Origin of the sequence: Amycolatopsis sp. M39 (assembly GCF_001651785.1) — a bacterium.
GTDB classification, from domain to species: domain Bacteria; phylum Actinomycetota; class Actinomycetes; order Mycobacteriales; family Pseudonocardiaceae; genus Amycolatopsis; species Amycolatopsis rubida.
On the sequence record NZ_LWSF01000004.1, the window covers coordinates 659129 to 678552 of the forward strand.

Consider the following 19424-nt stretch of genomic DNA (forward strand, 5'->3'; position numbering starts at 1 on the left):
GCAATTCGACCACGGCATCGTCCTCGACGACGTCCTCGACGACTGCCATCCCCAAGCGGGCAGCCACTGGGACGCCCTCGGGCACGCCGGCATCCTGCCCGACCTTTTCCACGGCGGAGCGACCCGCAGCGACGTCGACGCCGGCCGGTCGGGAACCATCCGGCATTGGGCGCAGCGAGGCATCGCCGGCCGCGGCCTGGTACTCGACCTCGAGCCCGTCTGGGGCGTTGCAGGCGCCGGCTTCGACCCCACGACCTCTCGTGCGATCACCGTCGAGGACCTCGAACGCTGCCGCGCGAACACCGGGCTCGACTACGCCACCGGCGACATCCTTCTGCTGCACACAGGTTTCCTCCGCTGGTACCTCGGACAACCCGCCCGCACACGGCACGCGCTGGCGGAGTCGCCGTTCCCGCGTTGGATCGGACTCGCGCACACCGAAGACATGGCCCGCTATCTGTGGAACACCGGCTGCGCTGCAGTCGCCACCGACACCCCTGCCCTCGAGGTCTGGCCGCCCGACAAAACCCGCGCCGCCTGGCCCTGGGGCTACCTGCACCGAGTCCTGCTCGCCGGCCTCGGCATCGCCATCGGCGAACTCTGGTGGCTGGCCGACCTTGCCCCGCACTGCCGAAGCATCGACCGCCACCAGGCATTCGTCACCAGCGCGCCCTGGCACCACGGCACCACCGTCGGCTCACCCGCGAACGCCCTCGCCATCACCTAGCCACAGCCGCCGGATGCCCCGCCCCGGAACGCATTGCTCGTCATCGCTGCAGCGTGTCCGTGGGGCGTTCCCCGAAGAGCGCCCGGTACCGACCCGATGCGCGCCCGTGATGCTGCAGCCCGCACCGGGCGAAAACACTCGCGACATTCACCGAGCCCGGCGCGGAAACCCGAAGGATGTCCCGCGCTTTGCGCAGCCGCGCGTCACGGAGTTCGCCGGTGAAGGTGCTGCCAGCGTCCTGGAACGCGGACTGGAGGCTGCGCTTGCCGGTCCCGACCTCACGCGCGAGACGTTCGATCGTCCACGGTTCGTCCACACGGTGCCGGATCGCCGCGAGTGCGGCGTTGACATGGCGACGCGACGCGATCTGCGACCGAGCGGGCGACTCGGGCTCACCGAAACCGGACTGCGCCCGGAACAGACTCAGCATGAGGATCTGCTCCCAGGTACGCGCCAACAGCGTGTCGTCGAACAGGCTGGGCTCATCGTCGAGGTCGTGCGCGATGGTCAGCGCGAGGTTGGCCCACCCCGCACCGTAGCCCGAGGCAACGTCCATGTCGGGGCGGAAATCTATCGGCCTGTCGTCAAGAGCGTGGCCGAAATGCTCTCGCACGTTGGCTTCCAAGCACGAGCGCTCGATCCGCACGATCAGCTTCACGCAGTCTGCGCTCCAGCGCATGGTCAGCGGCCGGTCGGGGTGCGGAATCGTGGCGAGACCGGGATGCGATTCGATATCCTCATTGCCGGATCGCACCAGCGCGTGGCCCGTCAGCGGGATCATGATGACGAGAAAATCGTTGAGCAGCCCCGGTCCGACAAGCACCTCGCCGCCATAGCCGACGAGGTTGATGCCGATGGTGCGCAGCCACTTCGTACGCATCCGCGCGTCCAGGCGCGCGCCGTGGCCGGCCAACTCCAGGCGGTGCGGACAGAAGACACGCCCCACTTGGTCGCGCACATAGTCAAGGTCGCCCGAACGGAACAGTTCGTTTCCCCTCAGGAGCGACAACGGTTCGAGTGCAAGTCCTCTTGGTCATCGGTTTCCCTTGGCATCGCTGGCATTGAACCCTCAGCCGACCGTCCCCCGACATCGAAGCTGATCCGTTACGCCTTTGCCACATTGTCTATGTCCCCCGCGAGAGCACGATACCTCCATTCGGGGCCCGAATCCCGTGCTGCGAAATGAACATGTGAACAGCACGGCGCAGGCTGTCTCCCCGCAGGTCGCCGCGGCAGGGCCAGAGTCCGCGCGCATGGACCAGGCAGCGTTGATCGTGGCGCTCGTCTCGCTCGCCAGCGCCGGCCACGCCCGGATGGCGGCGGGCAACTACGCGCTCGGCGGTCGCCGACGAGACCACCGCCGCGCTGGAGCGCGACCGGCGGCACTTCGAACTCACCCCGCAGTTGCGGATTCGGCGCGCCCCGGCCAACGCCGGCTCCCCGGACTCCGAGTTCACGGTGGAACTCCGCGGCCAGCCCGAGCTCGGCGGACTGGACGAGCTCGGTCGTGGCCATTCGGAACGACAACCCGTGGCGAGGTCAGGGTGCTCCTCTCGCCGGCGGCCCGTCCCCCGGAGGCGGCGGCCGCGCACCTGTGGAGCCCGCTGAAGTTCGTGCGGGGCGCCGGTCCCGGAGCCGACCCAGCGTCCGGCGTGCCCTGCGCAGACGCCACCGGCCGCACCACGCCGACCAGCGGAATGCCCGTCGGCGAGATGCTGCCGTTCGTCCTTGAGCCCACAACGCCGCCGACCTGGCCGGAAGGCCAGACCAGGCACGACCGGCGACGCGCGCGCGGCACAGTCCTGCGGTTGAGTTTCCTGTGCCGCAAGGACAATGCGAAGTGGACGCTCGCCGGCGAGATCGACATTCAGACGACAACCCGGTGATCATCCCCGAACGGCGCTGACCACGCAGTCATTCCCGGACAGACTGAAACTCCTGCCGGACTCGCGTTTCCTGCCCGCGAGAACCGACCGGGTTGCCGACTTGGAACAAGCGCGAGGAGACGGCCGATGTCGGCCTCGCCCACGTGCTGCGCCGGCACGGTCCCCGATGCGACCTCGTCGAGGAAAGGCTCTGGATCGCGACGCGGACCCACGCCAGCAGCGCCGCCGCGAAGCCGGAGAACGTCGCCGCCGGAACCGACGAGTATTGGCGGGGGNAACCATTGCTCACCTGCACGCTTTCCGCGCCTGAGAAGCATTATGGATAGCACCGTCGATAATGTTAAAGCAAGAGGTAAATCTGCCCTCCTCGCCTGCTTTGCGTCCCGTCAAGAGGATTACTCCGACCAAGTGATGCTGGTGCCGCAAGTAGGTTTCGCAGTCGTAGACCGAGTCGACTGCCGCAGTGCCGGAGGGCATGGTCTGCGACTGTTTTGTTCACGGCAGCGCGCTCGCGGCCCCAGCCATTCCGACCGCATCAAGTTCAGGAGCAGCGAAGCCGCCAGTCGCCGCCTCTCTGAGTGCATATCGACACGAAACCGGTCGGCAGCTTGCACCGTATCGCCCTGCTCCCGGCCGATCTGGCAACCGAACAAGCGAACGCTCGCGGCGGAGGCGGAAGCCGCCAGGCTGGCCGAGGTCCCCGGTAACAGTGCCGGCCGCTTCGCAAAGACCTGGGATCACGTCGACGTGGCTCAACAAGGTGTCTCGGGCGATCCGGTGGTTGACCAGTGAACCAAGCTCGCAGAGTCCGTCCGCGCGAACCAGCAACCCCTTTCGGCCTGCGCGAAGCCGCGGCTCAGGCACCGTGGCCGCTGTTGTCCATCGGCTCGCGGACCAGTGCGAGAGCCTTGTCAGGCCCCTGCACCCCGACCTGACCCGCGAGGCTTTCTGGCTCCGCACGCTCAGGCATGTCCACAATCTGACAACGGCTGCCGCACCTTCGACGCGGTCTACCGTTGGTCCAGCACATCAGGCAACGGCTGCACGCGTCGTGAGACGTGCTCTTACCGGCAAACTCACGGGCTCGTCCCGATCGGGCAAGTTTGAGGCCTGCCCCAGCCCAGGGGAGGTGGCGTGCCGCGCCAGGCTGGGGCAGGCATAACGGTGCGGTGAGCGAAGGGCGGGACGCTCCTAACCGCACCGAGCCTTATCGGGCTTCTCCCCTTTTCGCGGGCTTTCGGCCTCCGGGAAGACGGTGTCCTCGACTTTCGGGAGGACTTCGGTGTCCTCGCCGGCTCGTTCGGCGGCGGCCTCCTCGGCCGTCCGGCGGAACTCGGCCAGCCGGGCTTGTTCGATCTCGGCCTGGACCTCGTAGTCCAGCCGCGCCTGGAGGTCGCGGACGGTCAGCTTTCCGCGCGGGGGCGGGATCGGCCGGCGTGCGTGCCAGAGCCACATCGAGAGCAGTACCAGCAGCAAGAGCGCGCAACACACGATGACCACTGCCGGATGGCCGGTGCGGGTCGCCTCGCCGAGCGTCGCTGCCGCCTTCATGCGATCCACCTCTCGGCTTCGGAAGTGTCTTCGCGGTGCCCCACCACCATGGGGCCGGCCAGTGGCCTGGACCAGCCAGCAAACCGGGCGAAAAGCGGGCGGCAACCGAGGGAATCGCCTTGCCTCGCACACGGTGACCTGCGGTAACCTAGTGACCCCGCGTTGTTGCGAAGGGGTGTCGCCCATGGGCGAACGGCGAGAGGGACTTGTCCGGGCACGCAAAGCGGCGAACCTGACGCAAGAAAAGCTCGCCGCGCTGCTGCCCGCCGACGAAAAAAGCATCCGCGCCTGGGAATCCGGCCGCTCCGAGCCGCGTCCGCACCGGCGCGACCGGCTCGCCCGGCTGCTGCGCATCAGCCCCGCCCGGCTCGAGGAACTGCTCCGGGAAGGCACCCCGGCGGACCTCCGCAGGCCGCCGGGAGCGCCGAGCGTCCTGCTGCCCGTCGTCGTGGACGGGCGTCCGGTCGCGCTGCCGCTGGACCGGGCGACCGTCGCGGCCAGCGTCCTCGCCCGGCTCGTGCCCGCGCTCGGCGACGCGGCCCAGCCAGCGGTTCCGACCACAGAATGGGACGCCATGAGCCCGCTCAGTCGCCGCTCACTGCTCAAAAACGGCCTGCCGGTCGCGGCTTTGCCCGCGCTGGGGATAGGCAGCGCCGAGCATGTCGCGCGAGCGCTGGAGAATCCCCGGCGGTACATGGACAAAACCGTCACGCACTATCTCCGCCGGCAGCTCGACCAGTACAAACACGAGGACGGCGAACGCGGTCCGGCCAAAACGCTTCCGATGACGCTCGGCGTGCTGGACATCATCGACCGCATCGCCCGCGACGCGGCTCCCGACGATCAGCGGGACCTGCTGCGAATCGGTTCGGAGGGCGCGGAGTTCGCCGGATGGCTTTACCGGGACCGCAGGCAGCGGGAAGACTCGCTGTACTGGCACGACCGCGCGATGGAATGGGCGCAGGCGGCCGGCGACAGCACGATGCAGGGCTACATTCTGCTCAAGAAAGCCCAGGTCGCCTACGACGAACGCGATCCGCGGCGAATGCTCGTCCTCACCCGGGCGGTGCGCAACGGCCCCTGGTCGCTCCCCCAGCGGCTCCAGGCCGAGGCCGCCCAGCAGGAAGCCCGCGCGGAGGCGATGCTCGGCGCGTCGCCCGATCAGGTCAACCGCACACTCGACGTCGCCTGGAAACTGCTGGACGACGCCGGACCGGTCGAATCGCCGCTGGGCGCGCATTTCAACGCGACTCTCCTGACCATGCAGACAGCCATCTGCTACACCGAAGCGGGCGAACCGCGCCGGTCGGTGGAGCTGTACGAGAAAACGTTGAAGGAAACCCACTTCTCCCGTCGCGACTACGGCTTCTTCTTGTCCCTCATGGCGAACTCGCTGGCCCTCTCCGGCGAACCGGACCAGGCAGCCAGAACCGGCCTCATCTCGGCCCGTCGAGCCGCGGAAACGAACTCCCGCCGCACCAACGAAGAACTCCGCCGGGTCGTCGAAGTGCTCAAGCCATGGCACAACCGCCCGGACGTCCGGGAACTGCGCGCGGCGCTGAACGGCTGACCCGTTATCGAAGCCATTCCCGGACTTCGCGGATCACCTGCTGTTGCCATGCTCGCGTCCGCGGATCGGCGTACTCGGGATCGTCGTGAACCGCGAAACCGTGCTGTGCGCCGTCGAGCTGAAGCAGCCGGTGTTCGCAGACGAGCTCCCGATCAGCCGCCTGCGACGACTCGACGGGGACGAACGTGTCCGCGCTGCCGTGCACGACAAGCGTCGGCGCGGCGATGTGCGGCAGGTTTTCGCGGGCCTCGAACCAGAACGCCTCGTTGAGCAGCGCCCGGCCGAGCCGGAAGCCCGGCCCGTGGCCGAGATAGCCCTGGCGCTTGAGGTCGGCGGCGCCCTCGTCGTCGAGGTAGCCCTCCGGCGACCACGCGGACTTCTCTTCGATGAACCGCCCGCGGTAGTCGATGAGGGGGTTGAACAGGACGAGCCGCTCGACGTCCGCCGGTCGCTTGGCCGCGTAGTACGCCGCGACGCCGCCGGAGAAACTGGCCGCCGCGAGCGACGTGCGCACGCCCGGGACAGCGCCGGACAGCTGCTCGATGCCGGCTCGGATCACGTTGAGCAGCGCGAAAAGCGTCAGATCCTCCTGACGGCCTTCGCTTTCGCCGTGACCGGGCAGGTCGGCTCTCAGCGAGGCGATGTCGGCCTCGGCCAGGCCTGCGGCGAGCCGGGTGAAGAAGCCGCCTTCCTCACGGGTGACGCTCGCCCCTTGCACGAGCAGCACCGCCCGGCGGGCTCTGCCGTCCGGCTCGGTCAGGGTGCCGGCCAGATCGAGGCCGTCCGGTGTGCGAACTGTCCGATAGCTGTCGCGCGACATGGACACTCCCGGAGTCGTCGTCAACTCCCAGTGTGTCAGGTTCGCGCGTTCGGGGGACGAAATTCTCCGACGGTGTAACGAAGTCGACAGTCACCGCGACCAGATGCGACGACCACGCGGCCGGAGCAGTTCCTCCGTTTCAGCGCGGGTCCGGTGGAAACGCGATCACATGAAGCAGACCGACCAGCGACGAAGCGCCGAGAATCTCGCCTCTCGCGATCCGCTCGCGCACAGCCGGCAACGGCACCCACGCCACCCGCTCCGCCTCGTTGATGTCGGTCTCGCCGCCGATGTACTCCGCGCCCCTGGACAGGAAAAGCAGGTTTTCGTTGTCCGCGATGCCGACGTTCGGCTGAAGCGAAGCCAACGGCTCGCTGGTGCGGGGCCGCCACCCCGTCTCCTCTTCGACCTCGCGCGCGGCCGTGATCGCCGGGTTCCCGTCCGGGTCGACGGATCCCCCGGGCAGTTCCCACACCCACCGGTCGAAGATCCAGCGATGCCGCCACAGCATCAGCACCGACCTGCCGGAATCGTCGAGGACCACCATCATCGCGGCCTTCGGCATCCGCACGACGTACTGCTCGAAGGTCACGCCATCCGGCAATTCGACCGAGGCGACGCTGAGCCGCAAGCGTCGCGTGTCGTCGACTACGCGTTCGCCGTGGATCGTCCACTTGGTGGCCTCGGGCGGCCGATCGGGATCCATGACGCGGCTCTGCCCGACTCCTACTTCTTCAGCCGCCGGCTCCCGCCGTGCCAATCCTGTTCCCGCCCAGTCTCCCCCGCCCCGACCCCGAACGACGGCAACTGCGGCATCTCCCGCACACTCCGCTTCAGCTCGGCGAATCCCGGGAACGCGGCCAACCCCGCCACGTGATCCCACAGCTCCACCGCCTCCTCGTCCGAGGGCAGCCGGCTGATCACCGGGCCGAAGAACGCGACCCCCTCCGGCGGCTGGAAGTGCAGGATCGGCGTCCCGACGTCCTTGCCGGTCAGCGAAAGGGCTTCATCAGTCTCCCGCTGGATCTCCGCGTCCCACTGAGCATCGTCGACCGCGTCGGCAAGGTCCGCCGGAAGGCCGGCGCGCGAAAGCGCCGTCGCAGCAGCCGAGCGAGTGCCCTGCGCGGCCCGAGCCTCGGCAGTGTCCTCGACCAGAGCGCTCTCGAAGTTCTGCTCCCCCAGCGCCTCGTACAGCGGGCCGACCGCCTCCCGGCCGTGTGAGGCGCGCACCGCGGCCGCCACGCGCAGCAGCCGGAGTCCGGACGTGTGCGAAGCGTCGTACTCCGGCGGGAAGTGCGCCGAGTAGTCCAGATGCGCGTTCAGCAGCCGCAGCGAGATGAACCGCCAGTCCACCTCGTACGAGCGCTGGCGGGCCACCTGGCGGACCCACTTGCTGGTCATCCACGCGAACGGGCACACCGGATCGAAGTAGAAGTTCAGCTCGGCCATGACCGCGAGCCTACGATCCACACCCCCTCCGCGTCGCGCCACGAGGCCGAGATCAAGCGCCCTTGCTGCGCCGCCCGACCTCGCCGGTCAGTTCCTGGTGATGCTGCACCGCCAGCTGGACGATGTGGCGCACGTGCGGATCGTCGAGCACGTACACCTGCCGTTTTCCCTCGCGACGGGCGCGCACCAGCCCGGCGAGTTTCAGTTTGCCCAGGTGGTGGCTGGCGGTCGGCACGGTCTGGCCGGTCTCCTCGGCGAGCGTGCCGACGTCGCGCTCCCCGTGCGACAGCAGCCAGAGCAGGTGCAGCCGCACGGTCGCGGACAGCAGGCCGAACGTCGCGGCCGCGTCCTGCAGCAGGTCGGCGGGGAGCGGTTCCGGCGGGGGCTGGGGTGGGGTGGACACGAGGGACATCCTCTCGGGTGGGCCTCCAGGGTGACTTAGCCCCCATCAGTTGCACAAGTGTTTGACTGTTTCCGTGATCTGCGCTCTACTGGTCCCCGGTCGGCGCGAACCGCCGGTCGATGAGTCTTGCGGAGGAGGTGAGCCGGGTGACCGGCGAAGGAAGTAGGTGCCGCGACCGCGCGGGAAGCCGGGCCGCCAGGTAGGGCCGGGGCCCCCGCGCGGTCCGCTGCCGCCCAGCAGACCTCGAGGGGACGACCATGACCCGCTTTCCCGCCCTGCGCGCCCACGGCGACGCGCCGGTGCTCACTCTCTTCCGGAATCTCGGCAGCTCGCCCAAAGGCCTCACCGAGAACGAGGCGGCCGAACGGTTGCGCCGCTTCGGCGACAACCGCATCGACGGAACGGACCGTGCGCCCGTCCGCGTCTGGGCCGCCGCGCGAAGCCCGTTCGTCGCGTTGCTGACCGCGCTCGGCGTGGTCTTCGCCGGCGTCGGCGACATTCGCGGCGCGGTGACCGTCGGCGTGATGGTCGCGCTCAGCATCGGCCTCCGCTTCTGGCAGCAATCCCGGTCCGAGCGCGCGATCAGCGCGGTCCGCGACCAGATCACCACCACTGTCACCGTGCGTCGGCGCGCGGCGGCGGAGTTTCCCGGCAGCGAGCGTGAAGTGCCCACGGCAGACCTCGTGCCCGGCGACGTCGTGCTGCTCGGACCCGGCGACGTCATCCCGGCTGACGTGCGCATCGTCGCCGCGAAAGACTTCGTGGTCGACCAGTCCGCGCTGTCGGGCGAGGCATTGCCGGTCGCGAAGCGCGCGCCCCAGCCCGGCAAGCACGAGGAGCACGAACTCGTCGAGACGCCCGCGCTCGGCTTCGCGGGCACCTCGGTGGTCGGCGGAACGGCTACCGCGGTAGTAGCCGCGACCGGCAGCGAGACCTACTTCGGCGCGCTGGCCAAGCAATCCGCCGAGCCGCGCGCGGAATCCAGCTTCGACGCCGGGGTACGCCGCGTCGGCTGGACGCTCGTGCGGTTCATGCTGGTGATGGTCCCGATCGTGCTCGTCGTCAACGGCACGGTCACCGGAGACTGGGCGCAAGCCGGGATGTTCGCGGTCGCCGTCGCGGTCGGTCTCACGCCGGAAATGCTGCCGGTCATCGTCACCACGAACCTCGCCCGGGGCGCGGCCGCGCTGTCCCGGCGGCAGGTGATTGTCAAGCGGCTCAACGCCATTCAGGACCTCGCCGCGATGGACGTGCTGTGCGTCGACAAGACCGGCACGCTCACCGAGGACCGGATCGCCTACGCGCACAGCGTCGACTACTCCGGCAGCCCGGACGGCGAAGCAGCCGAATACGCCGGGCTGGCGGTGCGGTTCCAGACCGACCGGCACGACCGGCTGGACGAGGCGATCGAGACCCTGTTCGACGGCGAGGACGACCTGGTCGCCGACGCGCTGTTCACCGGCGTCGCCGAGATCGGTTTCGACCACGCGCGCCGCCGGGCCAGCGTCGTGGTCCGGCGCGGGAGCGAACACCTGCTGATCAGCAAGGGCGACCCGGACGAGATCCTGCCGCGCTGCGGCCACGCGCGCCGCGACGGCGTCGTCACCGAATTCGACGACGCGGCCCGGATCGGCGCGGAAGAACTGGTGCGCGCGTACGCCGAGCACGGCATGCGGGTGCTCGCGGTAGCCGCCCGGGAAGTCAGCGCCGGGCTCGGCGGATTCGACGAAACTGACGAGAACGAGATGATCCTCGTCGGTTTCGTGGGATTCGTCGACCCGGTCCGCGACGGCGTCGTCAACGCGGTGAAAGCCCTTGGCGAGCAAGGCGTCGCGCTGAAAGTGCTGACCGGCGACAACCGGCATGTCGCCGCGCGCGTCGCGGATTCGGCGGGCATCCCGGTCGGCGAGGTCGTGCTCGGCCGCCGGGTCGAAGCGGCGGACGACGCTGAATTGCGCGAGATCGTCAAGGACACCACCGTCTTCGCGAAGCTCACACCGGCGCACAAGGCCCGCGTGGTCACCGCGTTGCGCGAGAACGGCTGTGCGGTCGGCTTTGTCGGCGACGGCGTCAACGACGTCACCGCGCTGCGCACCGCCGACGTCGGGATCGCTCCGGACACCGCCACCGACGCGGCGAAGGAGGCGGCGGACCTGGTGCTGCTGGATCGCGACCTGGGCGTGCTCGCTCGCGGCGTGGCCGAAGGACGGCGGACGCTCGGCAACACGCTGAAGTATGTCAGCATCACCGCCGCGTCGAACTTCGGCAACGTGCTGTCGGTGCTCGCGGCCAGCGCGTTTCTGCCGTTCCTGCCCATCCTGCCGATCCAGCTCGTGGTGTCGAACCTGCTCTACGACCTGGCCCAGCTCGCGCTGGCGTGGGATCGGGTGGACGACGAATACCTCAGCCGTCCGCGCCGCTGGGACGCCCGCGGGCTGACCGGTTTCATGCTCGTCTTCGGCCCGTTGTCGTCGCTGTTCGACCTCGCGACGTTCGCTGTGCTGTGGCACGTCTTCGGTGCGGGCGCGGACCCGTTGCTGTTCCAGACCGGCTGGTTCGTCGAGGGTCTGCTCTCGCAGCTGCTGGTCGTGCTCGTGCTGCGCGGGCGCGGCACTTCCCCGCGCGCCAGCCGCCCGGTCGTGCTGGCCACGGCAGCCGCCGCGCTCGTCGGTTTGCTGGTGCCGCTGTCGCCGCTCGCCGGACCGTTGCGGATGCAGGCGCTGCCCGCCGGCTACCTGCTGTGGCTGGTGCTCGTGCTGGCCGGGTACGCGCTGGCGGCCCACATAGCGAAACGCGGCTACGCACGCCGGCGGGCGTGGTGGTAACCGTCCTTTTTCCGGCTTTTCCCGACTATTTCTGAATTTTTCGCACCAATCAGTGGGAGCGCAGATGACGACTGCGGAGATGTTGCTGCGCCTTGGCGCCGGAGTGGGCCTCGGCACGGTGATCGGATTTGAACGCCAATACCGCGCCCGGATGGCAGGACTGCGCACGAACGCGCTGGTCGCGGCCGGGTCGACGCTGTTCGTGCTGCTGTCCGCGCACGGTTTCAGCGGAGCGAGCGCCGACCCCACCCGGGTCGCCGCGCAAATTGTTTCCGGAATCGGTTTCCTCGGCGCGGGCGTGATTCTGCGCGAAGGACTGACCGTGCGCGGGCTCAACACGGCGGCGACGCTGTGGTGTTCCGCCGCGGTGGGCGCGCTCGCCGGAGCCGGGCTGTACACGGCCGCGGGCGCGGGCACCGCCGTGGTGATGGCGGTGAACATCGCGCTGCGGCCGCTCGGCCGGGCGGTCGACCGCCGTCCGGCGACCGGCCGCGAAACCCCGACCTCGTACACCTTCCTGGCGGTGACCAAGGACGATTCCGAAGCACACGTGCGCGCGTTGCTCGTGCAGGCGCTGGCGCGCACCGATTTCGCCCTGCAATCGGTCACCAGCACCAATACCGACACTGACGGGCAGGTGCAGGTCCGCGCCGAACTGTGCGCCGACCAGCGCGACGACAAGCAGATGGAGTCGGCGGTGAGCCGGCTGTCCATGGAGCCGTCGGTGACCAGCGTGCGCTGGCAGGTCGAACTCTCTTACTCCGAGCGAGACAGCGAGAACTAGACCATGCTTCCCACCTTCCCCACCCGCGGCGCGCTCGTCCGGCCCCGCCGCACGGCCGCCGACGTGGCGGTGTTCCTCGGTGCCGCCGCGGCGTTGTGGCTGATCGTGCGGCTCGCGCACGGCACCGCCACGGCGTGGACTCCGGCGACCGCACCGTCCACAGTGTCCACTGATCCGGCCGAACTCCCCTACTACGCCGGACGCTCGCTGCTGCGGATGTTCGTCGCGCTCGTGCTGTCGGTCGGGTTCACCTTCGTCTACGCGACTGCGGCGGCCCGGCTGCGGCGCACCGAAAAGATCCTCTTGCCCGCGCTCGACATCCTCCAGTCGGTGCCGGTGCTCGGGTTCCTGTCGGTGACGATCACCGGGTTCATCGCGCTGTTCCCCGGCTCGCAACTCGGCCTGGAATGCGCGTCGATCTTCGCGATCTTCACCTCGCAGGCGTGGAACATGACGTTCGCGTTCCACCACTCGCTGGTGTCGCAACCGCGCGATCTCGACGAGGCGTCGCGGTTGCTGCGGCTGTCCCGCTGGCAGCGATTCTGGCGCGTCGACGTGCCGAGCGGCATGATCCCGCTGGTCTGGAACGGGATGATGAGCTTCGGCGGCGGCTGGTTCTTCCTCACCGCCTCCGAAGCGCTCAGCGTCAACAACCAGAAGTTCGCGCTGCCCGGCATCGGCGCGTACGTCGCGGCAGCTTCCGAAGAGGGCGACCTCGGCAAGGTGCTGCTGGCTGTCGGCGTGATGGTGGTCCTGGTCGTCGGAGTGAACGTGCTGTTCTGGCGTCCGCTCACCGCGTGGTCGGAGCGGTTCCGCATCGAGAACTCCGAAGCCGCCGAAGCACCCCGCAGCCTGGTGCTCGATCTGCTGCGCCGCTCGCGGATCCCGGCGCTGCTCGGCCGGGTGCTCGGCAAGCTGGTGTTCCCGCTCGACCGGGCGCTGGCGGTGTTCGGGCTCGCCGAGTACCCGCTGCGGTTCTCCCCCGCCCGCCGGCGCGCCGCGGACATCGTGTTCAGTGTCGTCGTCTTCGGGCTGATCCTCTGCGGTGCCGTGCGCATGGTGCTGTTCATCGGCGAGACCACCGGATACGGCGAGATCGGCCACGTGCTGCTGCTCGGCCTGATCACGTTCGCGCGGGTGGTGACGCTGGTGGTCGCCGGGACACTGGTGTGGGTGCCGATCGGCGTGTGGATCGGGATGAACCCGCGGGTGTCGCGGCTCGCCCAGCCGGTCGTGCAGGTGCTCGCGTCGTTCCCGGCGAACTTCCTGTTCCCGCTGATCACCGCCGTGCTCGTGGCGACCGGGATTTCCCTGGACTGGGGCGGCATCCTGCTGATGAGCCTCGGCGCGCAGTGGTACATCCTGTTCAACGTCATCGCGGGGGCCTCGGCCATCCCGCACGACCTGCGCGAGGCCGCCGCGAACCTGCGGCTGCCGCGCGCGCTGTGGTGGCGCCGCCTCGTGCTGCCCGCCATTTTCCCGGGCTACGTCACCGGCGGGATCACCGCGGCGGGCGGCGCGTGGAACGCCTCCATCGTCGCGGAAATCGTGTCCTACAACGGGGTCACGCTCACCGCGACCGGCCTCGGCGCCTACATCGCCGACGCGACCGGCTCCGGCGATTCCGGGCGGATCCTGCTCGGCGTCGCGGTGATGAGCCTGTACGTCGTCGGTCTCAACCGGCTCTTCTGGCGGCGGCTGTACCGCCTCGCCGAACGCCGGTTCTCCCTGTCCTGAAAGGTATTCTCATGTCCGAAGTCCTCGTGTCCGTCGAGCAGGTCAGCAAAAGCTTCCCCGGTTCGGCGGGCGACGAACTGCGCGTCCTCGACGACATCACCCTCGACCTGCGCGCCGGCGAGATCGTCGCGTTGCTCGGCCGGTCCGGCAGCGGGAAGTCGACGCTGCTGCGCACGATCGCCGGGCTGATCGGCCCGACCCGCGGCACCGTGCGCTACCGCGGCGACGAACTCGACGGGGCCAACCCGGGCACCGCGATGGTGTTCCAGACCTTCGCCCTGATGCCGTGGCTGACCGTGCAGGACAACGTCGAACTCGGCCTCGCCGCGCGCGGGATCCCGCCGAGAGCCCGCCGGGACCGTGCGTTGCAAGCGATCGACCTCATCGGTCTCGACGGCTTCGAATCCGCTTATCCCAAGGAACTCTCCGGCGGGATGCGGCAGCGCGTCGGTTTCGCCCGCGCGCTCGTGCTCGAACCGGACGTCCTGCTGATGGACGAACCGTTCTCCGCGCTCGACGTGCTGACCGCGGAAAACCTCCGCACCGAGCTGATGAGCCTGTGGCAGCGCGAAGATTTCCCGACCAAGGCGGTCTGCATCGTCACGCACAACATCGAGGAGGCCGTGCTGCTCGCCGACCGGGTGCTGGTCCTCGGTTCCAACCCCGGAAACCTGCGCGCGGAAGTGGAGGTCGATCTCGCCCGGCCGCGCGACCGCACATCCCCCGCGTTCGCCGCGCTGGTCGATCGCCTCTACGACCTGCTGACCGGACGCGACCCGGCCGCCGTCGAACCCGCGCAGGCCACGCCCACCGCCCGGCCGCTGCCGCCCGCGTCGGTCGGCGGGCTCGCCGGGCTGGTCGAACTCGTCTACGCCCGCGGCGGTCACGCCGACCTGCCGGATCTCGCCGCCGAGCTGAGTTTCGAGGTCGACGACCTGCTGCCGCTCGTGGACGCCGCCGCCCTGCTGGATCTTCTCTTCGTGGCGGGCGGCGACCTGCACCTGACCCCGGTCGGCACCGCCTTCACCACCGCGGACATCCAGACCAGCAAGAAGATCTTCGCCGGTCAGGTCCGCGACCGGGCGCCGCTGGTGCGCACGATCGTCAACGCGCTCACCGCCAGCTCGGACGGCACGCTGCGCGCGGAGTTCTTCCTCGACCTCCTCCGCCGCGGCTTCTCCACCACCGACGCCCGCCAGCAGCTGGACACGGCGATCGACTGGGGCCGGTACGCGGAACTGTTCGACTACGACACCGACAGCGACCGGATCGCCCAGACGACCGCCGAATGACTCAGCTCTCCGGGGCCGGAACCGCGTCCGGCACCGGGCTGTCCGCCGGAGCGTCCGGAGCCGGATCCCGGTTCACCGCCGCGATCGCGAGCGCCCCGATCACCGCCACCACCGCGAACAGATAGAACCCCCACGGATACGCCAGCCCCGCCGACAGCAGCAGCCCGGTCACCAGCGGCCCGGACATCGCGCCGAACCGGCCGATCCCGCTCGCCGCGCCCAGCCCGGTGCCGCGTGCCTCGGCGGGGTACACGCGGGCGATGTACACGTAAACCAGCACCTGCGAACTGAAGGTGAAGATCCCCGCCAGCAGCACGCCGGCGTACACGCTCGCCCCGGGCAGCTTGATGCTCAGCAGCGCCAGGAACACCGCCGCCGCGGCGAACCACAGGATGGTGGAACGGCGGTAGCCGATCTTGTCCGCGACCCGGCCGCCGGCCAGCAGGCCGAGGACCGCGCCGACGTTCAGCACCAGCAGCAGCGCCAGCGCCGCGCCGAGTTCGTAGCCCGCCGCGCGCATGATCTGCGGCAGCCAGGTGTTCAGGCCGTACACCAGCAGCAGCCCCATGAACGACGTCACCCAGAACGCGATCGTCGCGCGGCCGTAGCCGTGCCGGAACAGGACACCGAGCGGGTTGCGGTTCCGCCGCGCTTCCTTCGCCCGTTCCAGCGCCTTCGACTCGGGCAGGAACTTCAGCATGAGCGGCACCAGGATCAGCGCGGGCGCGGCCCCGATGACGAACATCCACTGCCAGCCGAACCGTTGCAGCACCAGGATTCCCAGCAGCGCGGTGAGCACCGCGCCGACGTGGTAGCCGGTCATCAGCACGGTGGTCGCGCTGCCGCCGCGGCCGATCCGCGCGTACTCGGTGATCAGCGCCAACGCCGTCGGGAGCACGCCGCCGAGCCCGAGCCCGGCCAGGAACCGCAGCACGCCGAACAGCCACGGCCCGTTCGCGAACGCGCACAGCAGCGTGCAGACCGAGAAGCTGGCCACGGTCAGCAGCATCATCCCGCGCCGGCCGAACAGGTCGCTGAGCGGGCCGATCGCGAACGCGCCGACCGCCACGCCGAGCAGCCCGACCGCGGAGATCAGCGACGCCGTGTTGGGGTCGAGCCCCCACGCTTTGTCCTTGAGCAGCGCGGGCAGCACGACGCCCAGCACCACCAGGTCGAACCCTTCGAGCGCCACCGCCGTCCAGCACAGCGGGGCCACCCAGCGGGCGTGGCGCGCCCGGGGATCAGTCGAGACCGTCATGTCATCACCTGCGTCGTCGGAGGGGACCTGGCCGAATTGCTTTCAGAACGGGTACTGCGGAAGGTCCCCGCGTACGGTGACCCACTGGGTTTCGGTGAACGCCTCCAGGTTGGCCTGCGCGCCGCCGTGCCGGGAGCCGGTTCCCGAATCCCCCACCCCGCCGAACGGCGCGAGGGCTTCGTCGTTCACCGTCTGGTCGTTGATGTGCACCAGACCGGACGGGATCCGCTCGGCCAGCGCCAGCCCCCGCGCGGCGTCCCGGGTCAGGATGCCCAGCGACAGCCCGTACTCGGTACCGGCGGCCAGGCGCACCGCTTCGTCCGCGGTGGAGAACGGCACGACCGGCGCGACCGGGCCGAACACCTCCTGGGCGTAGGCGGGCGCGGCGAGCGGGACGTCGGTGAGCACGGTCGGGCGGTAGAACAGGTCCTCGTAGGTGCCGCCGGTGGCGATCTTCGCGCCGGCCTCCGCGCTGCCGGTGACCACCGAGTGGACCCGATCGCGCTGTCCCGCGTCGATCAGCGGGCCGAGCGCGACGTCGCCGTTCGCCGGATCGCCGACGGTCAGCTTGGCCGCGTGCTCGGCGAGCGCGGCCGCGTAGTCGTCGGCGATTTCGGCCGCGACCAGGTGCCGTCCGGTCGCCATGCAGATCTGTCCGGAGTGGTTGAACGAACCGAACGCGCCGACCGACGCGGCCTGCTCGACGTCCGCGTCGGCGAGCACGACCAGCGCCGAGTTGCCGCCGAGTTCGAGATGCACGCGCTTGAGCCGCTCCCCCGCCGCGGCGGCGATTGTGCGGCCCGCGTTCGTCGAACCGGTGAACGCGATGACGCGCACCAGCGGGTCCTCGACCAGCGCCGCACCGACCTCCGCGCCGCCGGGCAAGAGGTGGAACAGTCCTTCGGGCAGACCGGCTTCCTCGAAGATCCTGGCCAGCACGACACCGCCGCACACCGCAGTGCGCGGGTCGGGCTTCGCCAGAACAGCGTTGCCGAGCGCCAAGGCGGGCGCGATCGCGCGGATGGAGAGGATCACCGGGGCGTTGAACGGCGAGATCACCCCGACCACCCCGGCCGGAACCCGGCGCGCCATCGACAGCCGGGGCTGGCTGGAACGCAACAGTTCCCCGTACGGATGGGCGGCGAGCGCCGCGGCTTCGTGGCATTCCTCGGCCGCGACCGCGCGGGTCTGGAACTGCGCGAACCCCCGCGTAGCACCGGATTCCCGGATGAGCCACTCGTCGATCTCGTCGCCGTGGTCCTCGAAAAGCCGCGCCGCGCGACGCAACACCCGCGCCCGCTGGTCGTACGGCCTCCCGGCCCATTCCCGCTGCGCTTCCCGCGCGGTCGCGGCAGCCTTGGCGACGTCCTCCGGAGCCGCCGCGCCGACCCGGGCCAGCGTGTTCCCGGTGGCGGGCTCGACCGCGTCGTATTCGCCGCCGGCGCCGGGGATCCAGCCGCCGGAGAAGATCCGGCCCTGCCATCCGGTTCCGAGCAGCGTCATGCCCTCACCGCCACTTCCAGCACCAGCGGCTCCGTGCGCGCGGCCAACGTCGGCAGCACTTCGTTCAACACCGACTCCAGTTCTTCGTAGGTTTCCGCGCGCCGCGCCGGGCAGCCGAGCGATTTCGCGAGCCCGCTCACGCTGACCTCGTCGAATCCGGGCCACGGCGCTTTCCCGCCCATGGCCGTGCGTTCGCCGTGCCGCACGGCGAGTTTGTCCATGATCGCGTAGCCGCCGTTGGACAACACGATCACGAGGACGCCGACGCTGTAATGCGCGGCGCTCCACAGCGACTGGATCGAGTACAGCGACGAGCCGTCCCCGATCACCGCCACCACCGGACGTTTGAGCCCGCCCATCCGCAACCCGATCGCCGCCGGAATGCCGAAGCCCAGCCCGCCCATGGCCGCGCTGAGGAACCCGAGCGGTTCGCGCGCCGGCACGAGCGCGTGCAGCAACGGGCGGCTCGACGGCGATTCCTCGACCAGCACCGTGTCCTTGGGCAGCTGGCGCGCGAGCAGACCGAACACATGCTCCGGCCCGAGCGGCGCGCCCTCCTCCGGCGCCGCGGGCAACTCGACCGTCCGGCCGATCTTTTTCCCGCCCGGCTCCAGCGCCGGAATCAGCTCCGCCAGCGGACCGCACACCGCCGACGGCTTCGCCAGCACCGCGAGATCGGCCGGGCTGCGGTGCGCCTCGTCCGGATCGTCGGTGACCACCGCGACGCGCGTGCCGGGCTCGGTCAGCTGCCCAGGTTCCCGCGGGTACTGGCGGAAAACCGGTGCGCCGACCGAGAGCACCGCGTCGTGCCCGGACAACGCTTTCCGCAGCTCTTCCCGGCCCGGCGGCAGATGTCCGGCGAACTGCGGGTGGTCCTGCGGGAATCCGGCGCGGGCGCCGAACGCCTCCTGCCACACCGGGCACGCGAGCGTCTCGGCCAGCGCGGTCAGCCCGCGCCACGATTCGGCGTCGTCGGCCCCGGCGCCCACCACCAGCACCGGATTGCTTGCCGTGCCCAGGAATTTCGCCAGCTCGACCAGCACCGCGGGCTCGGCGGCGTTCGCGCGGAGCAGCGCGGCCGGGGCGGGCAGCGGCTCGTCCGTGCCCGCCGGCTCCGACCAGTCGTCCATCGGCACGATCACCAGCGCCGGGCCGCGGTGTTCGCGGGCCTCGTGCCAGGCGCGGGCGAGCGCGCCCGGAACGTCCTGCGGACGCGGCGGTTCCGCGATCCACACCGGCGTGGGCCGGGCGAGGTCGTCGAGCCGGTGGCCGGTGAGGAACGGCTCCAGCGCGAGGTGGCGGCGGTCCTGCTGCCCGACGAGCACGACCAGCGGCGCGCGGTTCACCCGCGCGGTCGCGAGCGCGCCGACCGCGTTCCCGAGCCCCGCGGTGGTGTGCAGGATCGCGACCGCGGGCCGGTCGTTCGCGAGTGCCCAGCCGGTCGCCATGCCGACCACCGAACCCTCGTGCAGCGCCAGCACGAACTCGAGGTCGTCGGGCAGGTCGGTGAGCAGCGCGATCTCGGTCGACCCGGGATTGGCGAACACCGTCGTGGCGCCGAACCGGCGCAGCACGTCGAACGCGGCGTCGCGAACGGTCGGGGCAGGACTCACGGACTT

16 protein-coding genes are annotated in these 19424 nt (G+C 70.1%); 7 read left to right on the forward strand and 9 right to left on the reverse strand.

Features of this window, described 5'->3' with window-relative positions:
- The coding region (locus A4R44_RS13660) for a cyclase family protein (RefSeq protein WP_095213313.1) at positions 1-727 on the forward strand (727 nt) is incomplete at its 5' end.
- Positions 728-767: 40 nt separating this feature from the next.
- Here A4R44_RS13660 and A4R44_RS13665 read toward each other — a convergent pair.
- A complete protein-coding gene (locus A4R44_RS13665) occupies positions 768-1736 on the reverse strand; it encodes a helix-turn-helix domain-containing protein (protein WP_067579791.1) in 969 nt (322 codons plus the stop codon).
- Positions 1737-2271: 535 nt separating this feature from the next.
- On the opposite strand from A4R44_RS13665, the gene A4R44_RS13670 reads away from it, so the two are divergent.
- Positions 2272-2613, forward strand: coding sequence for a hypothetical protein (locus A4R44_RS13670; RefSeq protein WP_067579793.1), 342 nt, complete (start codon positions 2272-2274; stop codon positions 2611-2613).
- Positions 2614-3804: 1191 nt separating this feature from the next.
- On the opposite strand, the gene A4R44_RS13680 is transcribed toward A4R44_RS13670, so the two are convergent.
- Positions 3805-4164 (reverse strand): hypothetical protein, encoded by a 360-nt coding sequence (locus tag A4R44_RS13680; protein ID WP_067579797.1) that lies wholly within the window; start codon positions 4162-4164, stop codon positions 3805-3807.
- 184 nt (positions 4165-4348) lie between these two features.
- Here A4R44_RS13680 and A4R44_RS13685 point away from each other — a divergent pair, with 184 nt between their 5' ends.
- A complete protein-coding gene (locus tag A4R44_RS13685; protein WP_067579799.1) occupies positions 4349-5734 on the forward strand; it encodes a helix-turn-helix transcriptional regulator in 1386 nt (461 codons plus the stop codon).
- A 4-nt stretch (positions 5735-5738) separates the two neighbouring features.
- On the opposite strand, the gene A4R44_RS13690 is transcribed toward A4R44_RS13685, so the two are convergent.
- The 4 genes from A4R44_RS13690 to A4R44_RS13705 form a co-directional block, all read right to left on the reverse strand.
- Positions 5739-6554 carry an alpha/beta hydrolase gene (locus A4R44_RS13690; protein WP_067579801.1) on the reverse strand — a complete coding sequence of 272 codons (816 nt, stop codon included), beginning with the start codon at positions 6552-6554 and terminating at the stop codon, positions 5739-5741.
- Positions 6555-6693: 139 nt separating this feature from the next.
- The gene (locus tag A4R44_RS13695) at positions 6694-7260 is read right to left on the reverse strand and encodes an NUDIX domain-containing protein (RefSeq protein ID WP_067579803.1); all 567 of its coding nucleotides are present in this window, start codon (positions 7258-7260) and stop codon (positions 6694-6696) included.
- A gap of 20 nt (positions 7261-7280) precedes the next feature.
- Positions 7281-8003, reverse strand: a complete 723-nt coding sequence (locus A4R44_RS13700) for a DsbA family protein (RefSeq protein ID WP_067579805.1) — start codon at positions 8001-8003, stop codon at positions 7281-7283.
- Positions 8004-8055: 52 nt separating this feature from the next.
- The gene (locus tag A4R44_RS13705; protein ID WP_067579807.1) at positions 8056-8415 is read right to left on the reverse strand and encodes a helix-turn-helix transcriptional regulator; all 360 of its coding nucleotides are present in this window, start codon (positions 8413-8415) and stop codon (positions 8056-8058) included.
- Between the two features lie 248 nt (positions 8416-8663).
- Between A4R44_RS13705 and mgtA the strand changes: the two genes are divergently transcribed.
- The 4 genes from mgtA to A4R44_RS13725 all read left to right on the forward strand — a co-directional run bounded on the left by mgtA (position 8664) and on the right by A4R44_RS13725 (position 15044).
- Positions 8664-11231 carry a magnesium-translocating P-type ATPase gene (gene mgtA / locus A4R44_RS13710; RefSeq protein ID WP_067579809.1) on the forward strand — a complete coding sequence of 856 codons (2568 nt, stop codon included), beginning with the start codon at positions 8664-8666 and terminating at the stop codon, positions 11229-11231.
- 64 nt (positions 11232-11295) lie between these two features.
- The gene (locus tag A4R44_RS13715) at positions 11296-12015 is read left to right on the forward strand and encodes an MgtC/SapB family protein (RefSeq protein WP_067579811.1); all 720 of its coding nucleotides are present in this window, start codon (positions 11296-11298) and stop codon (positions 12013-12015) included.
- Between the two features lie 3 nt (positions 12016-12018).
- Positions 12019-13752, forward strand: coding sequence for an ABC transporter permease subunit (locus tag A4R44_RS13720; protein ID WP_067579813.1), 1734 nt, complete (start codon positions 12019-12021; stop codon positions 13750-13752).
- Between the two features lie 11 nt (positions 13753-13763).
- Entirely contained in the window at positions 13764-15044 is a 1281-nt protein-coding gene (locus A4R44_RS13725; protein ID WP_067579815.1) for a nitrate/sulfonate/bicarbonate ABC transporter ATP-binding protein, read from the forward strand.
- Between the two features lies 1 nt (position 15045).
- On the opposite strand, the gene A4R44_RS13730 is transcribed toward A4R44_RS13725, so the two are convergent.
- The 3 genes from A4R44_RS13730 to A4R44_RS13740 are packed head-to-tail and all read right to left on the reverse strand — an operon-like array spanning position 15046 to position 19418.
- Positions 15046-16302, reverse strand: a complete 1257-nt coding sequence (locus A4R44_RS13730) for an aromatic acid/H+ symport family MFS transporter (protein WP_067579817.1) — start codon at positions 16300-16302, stop codon at positions 15046-15048.
- A gap of 42 nt (positions 16303-16344) precedes the next feature.
- On the reverse strand, positions 16345-17805 hold the full coding sequence (locus A4R44_RS13735; RefSeq protein WP_067579819.1) for an aldehyde dehydrogenase family protein: 1461 nt from the start codon (positions 17803-17805) through the stop codon (positions 16345-16347).
- Entirely contained in the window at positions 17802-19418 is a 1617-nt protein-coding gene (locus A4R44_RS13740) for a thiamine pyrophosphate-dependent enzyme (RefSeq protein WP_067579821.1), read from the reverse strand. The genes A4R44_RS13735 and A4R44_RS13740 overlap by 4 nt, the downstream gene beginning before the upstream one ends.
- Between the last annotated feature and the right edge of the window lie 6 nt (positions 19419-19424).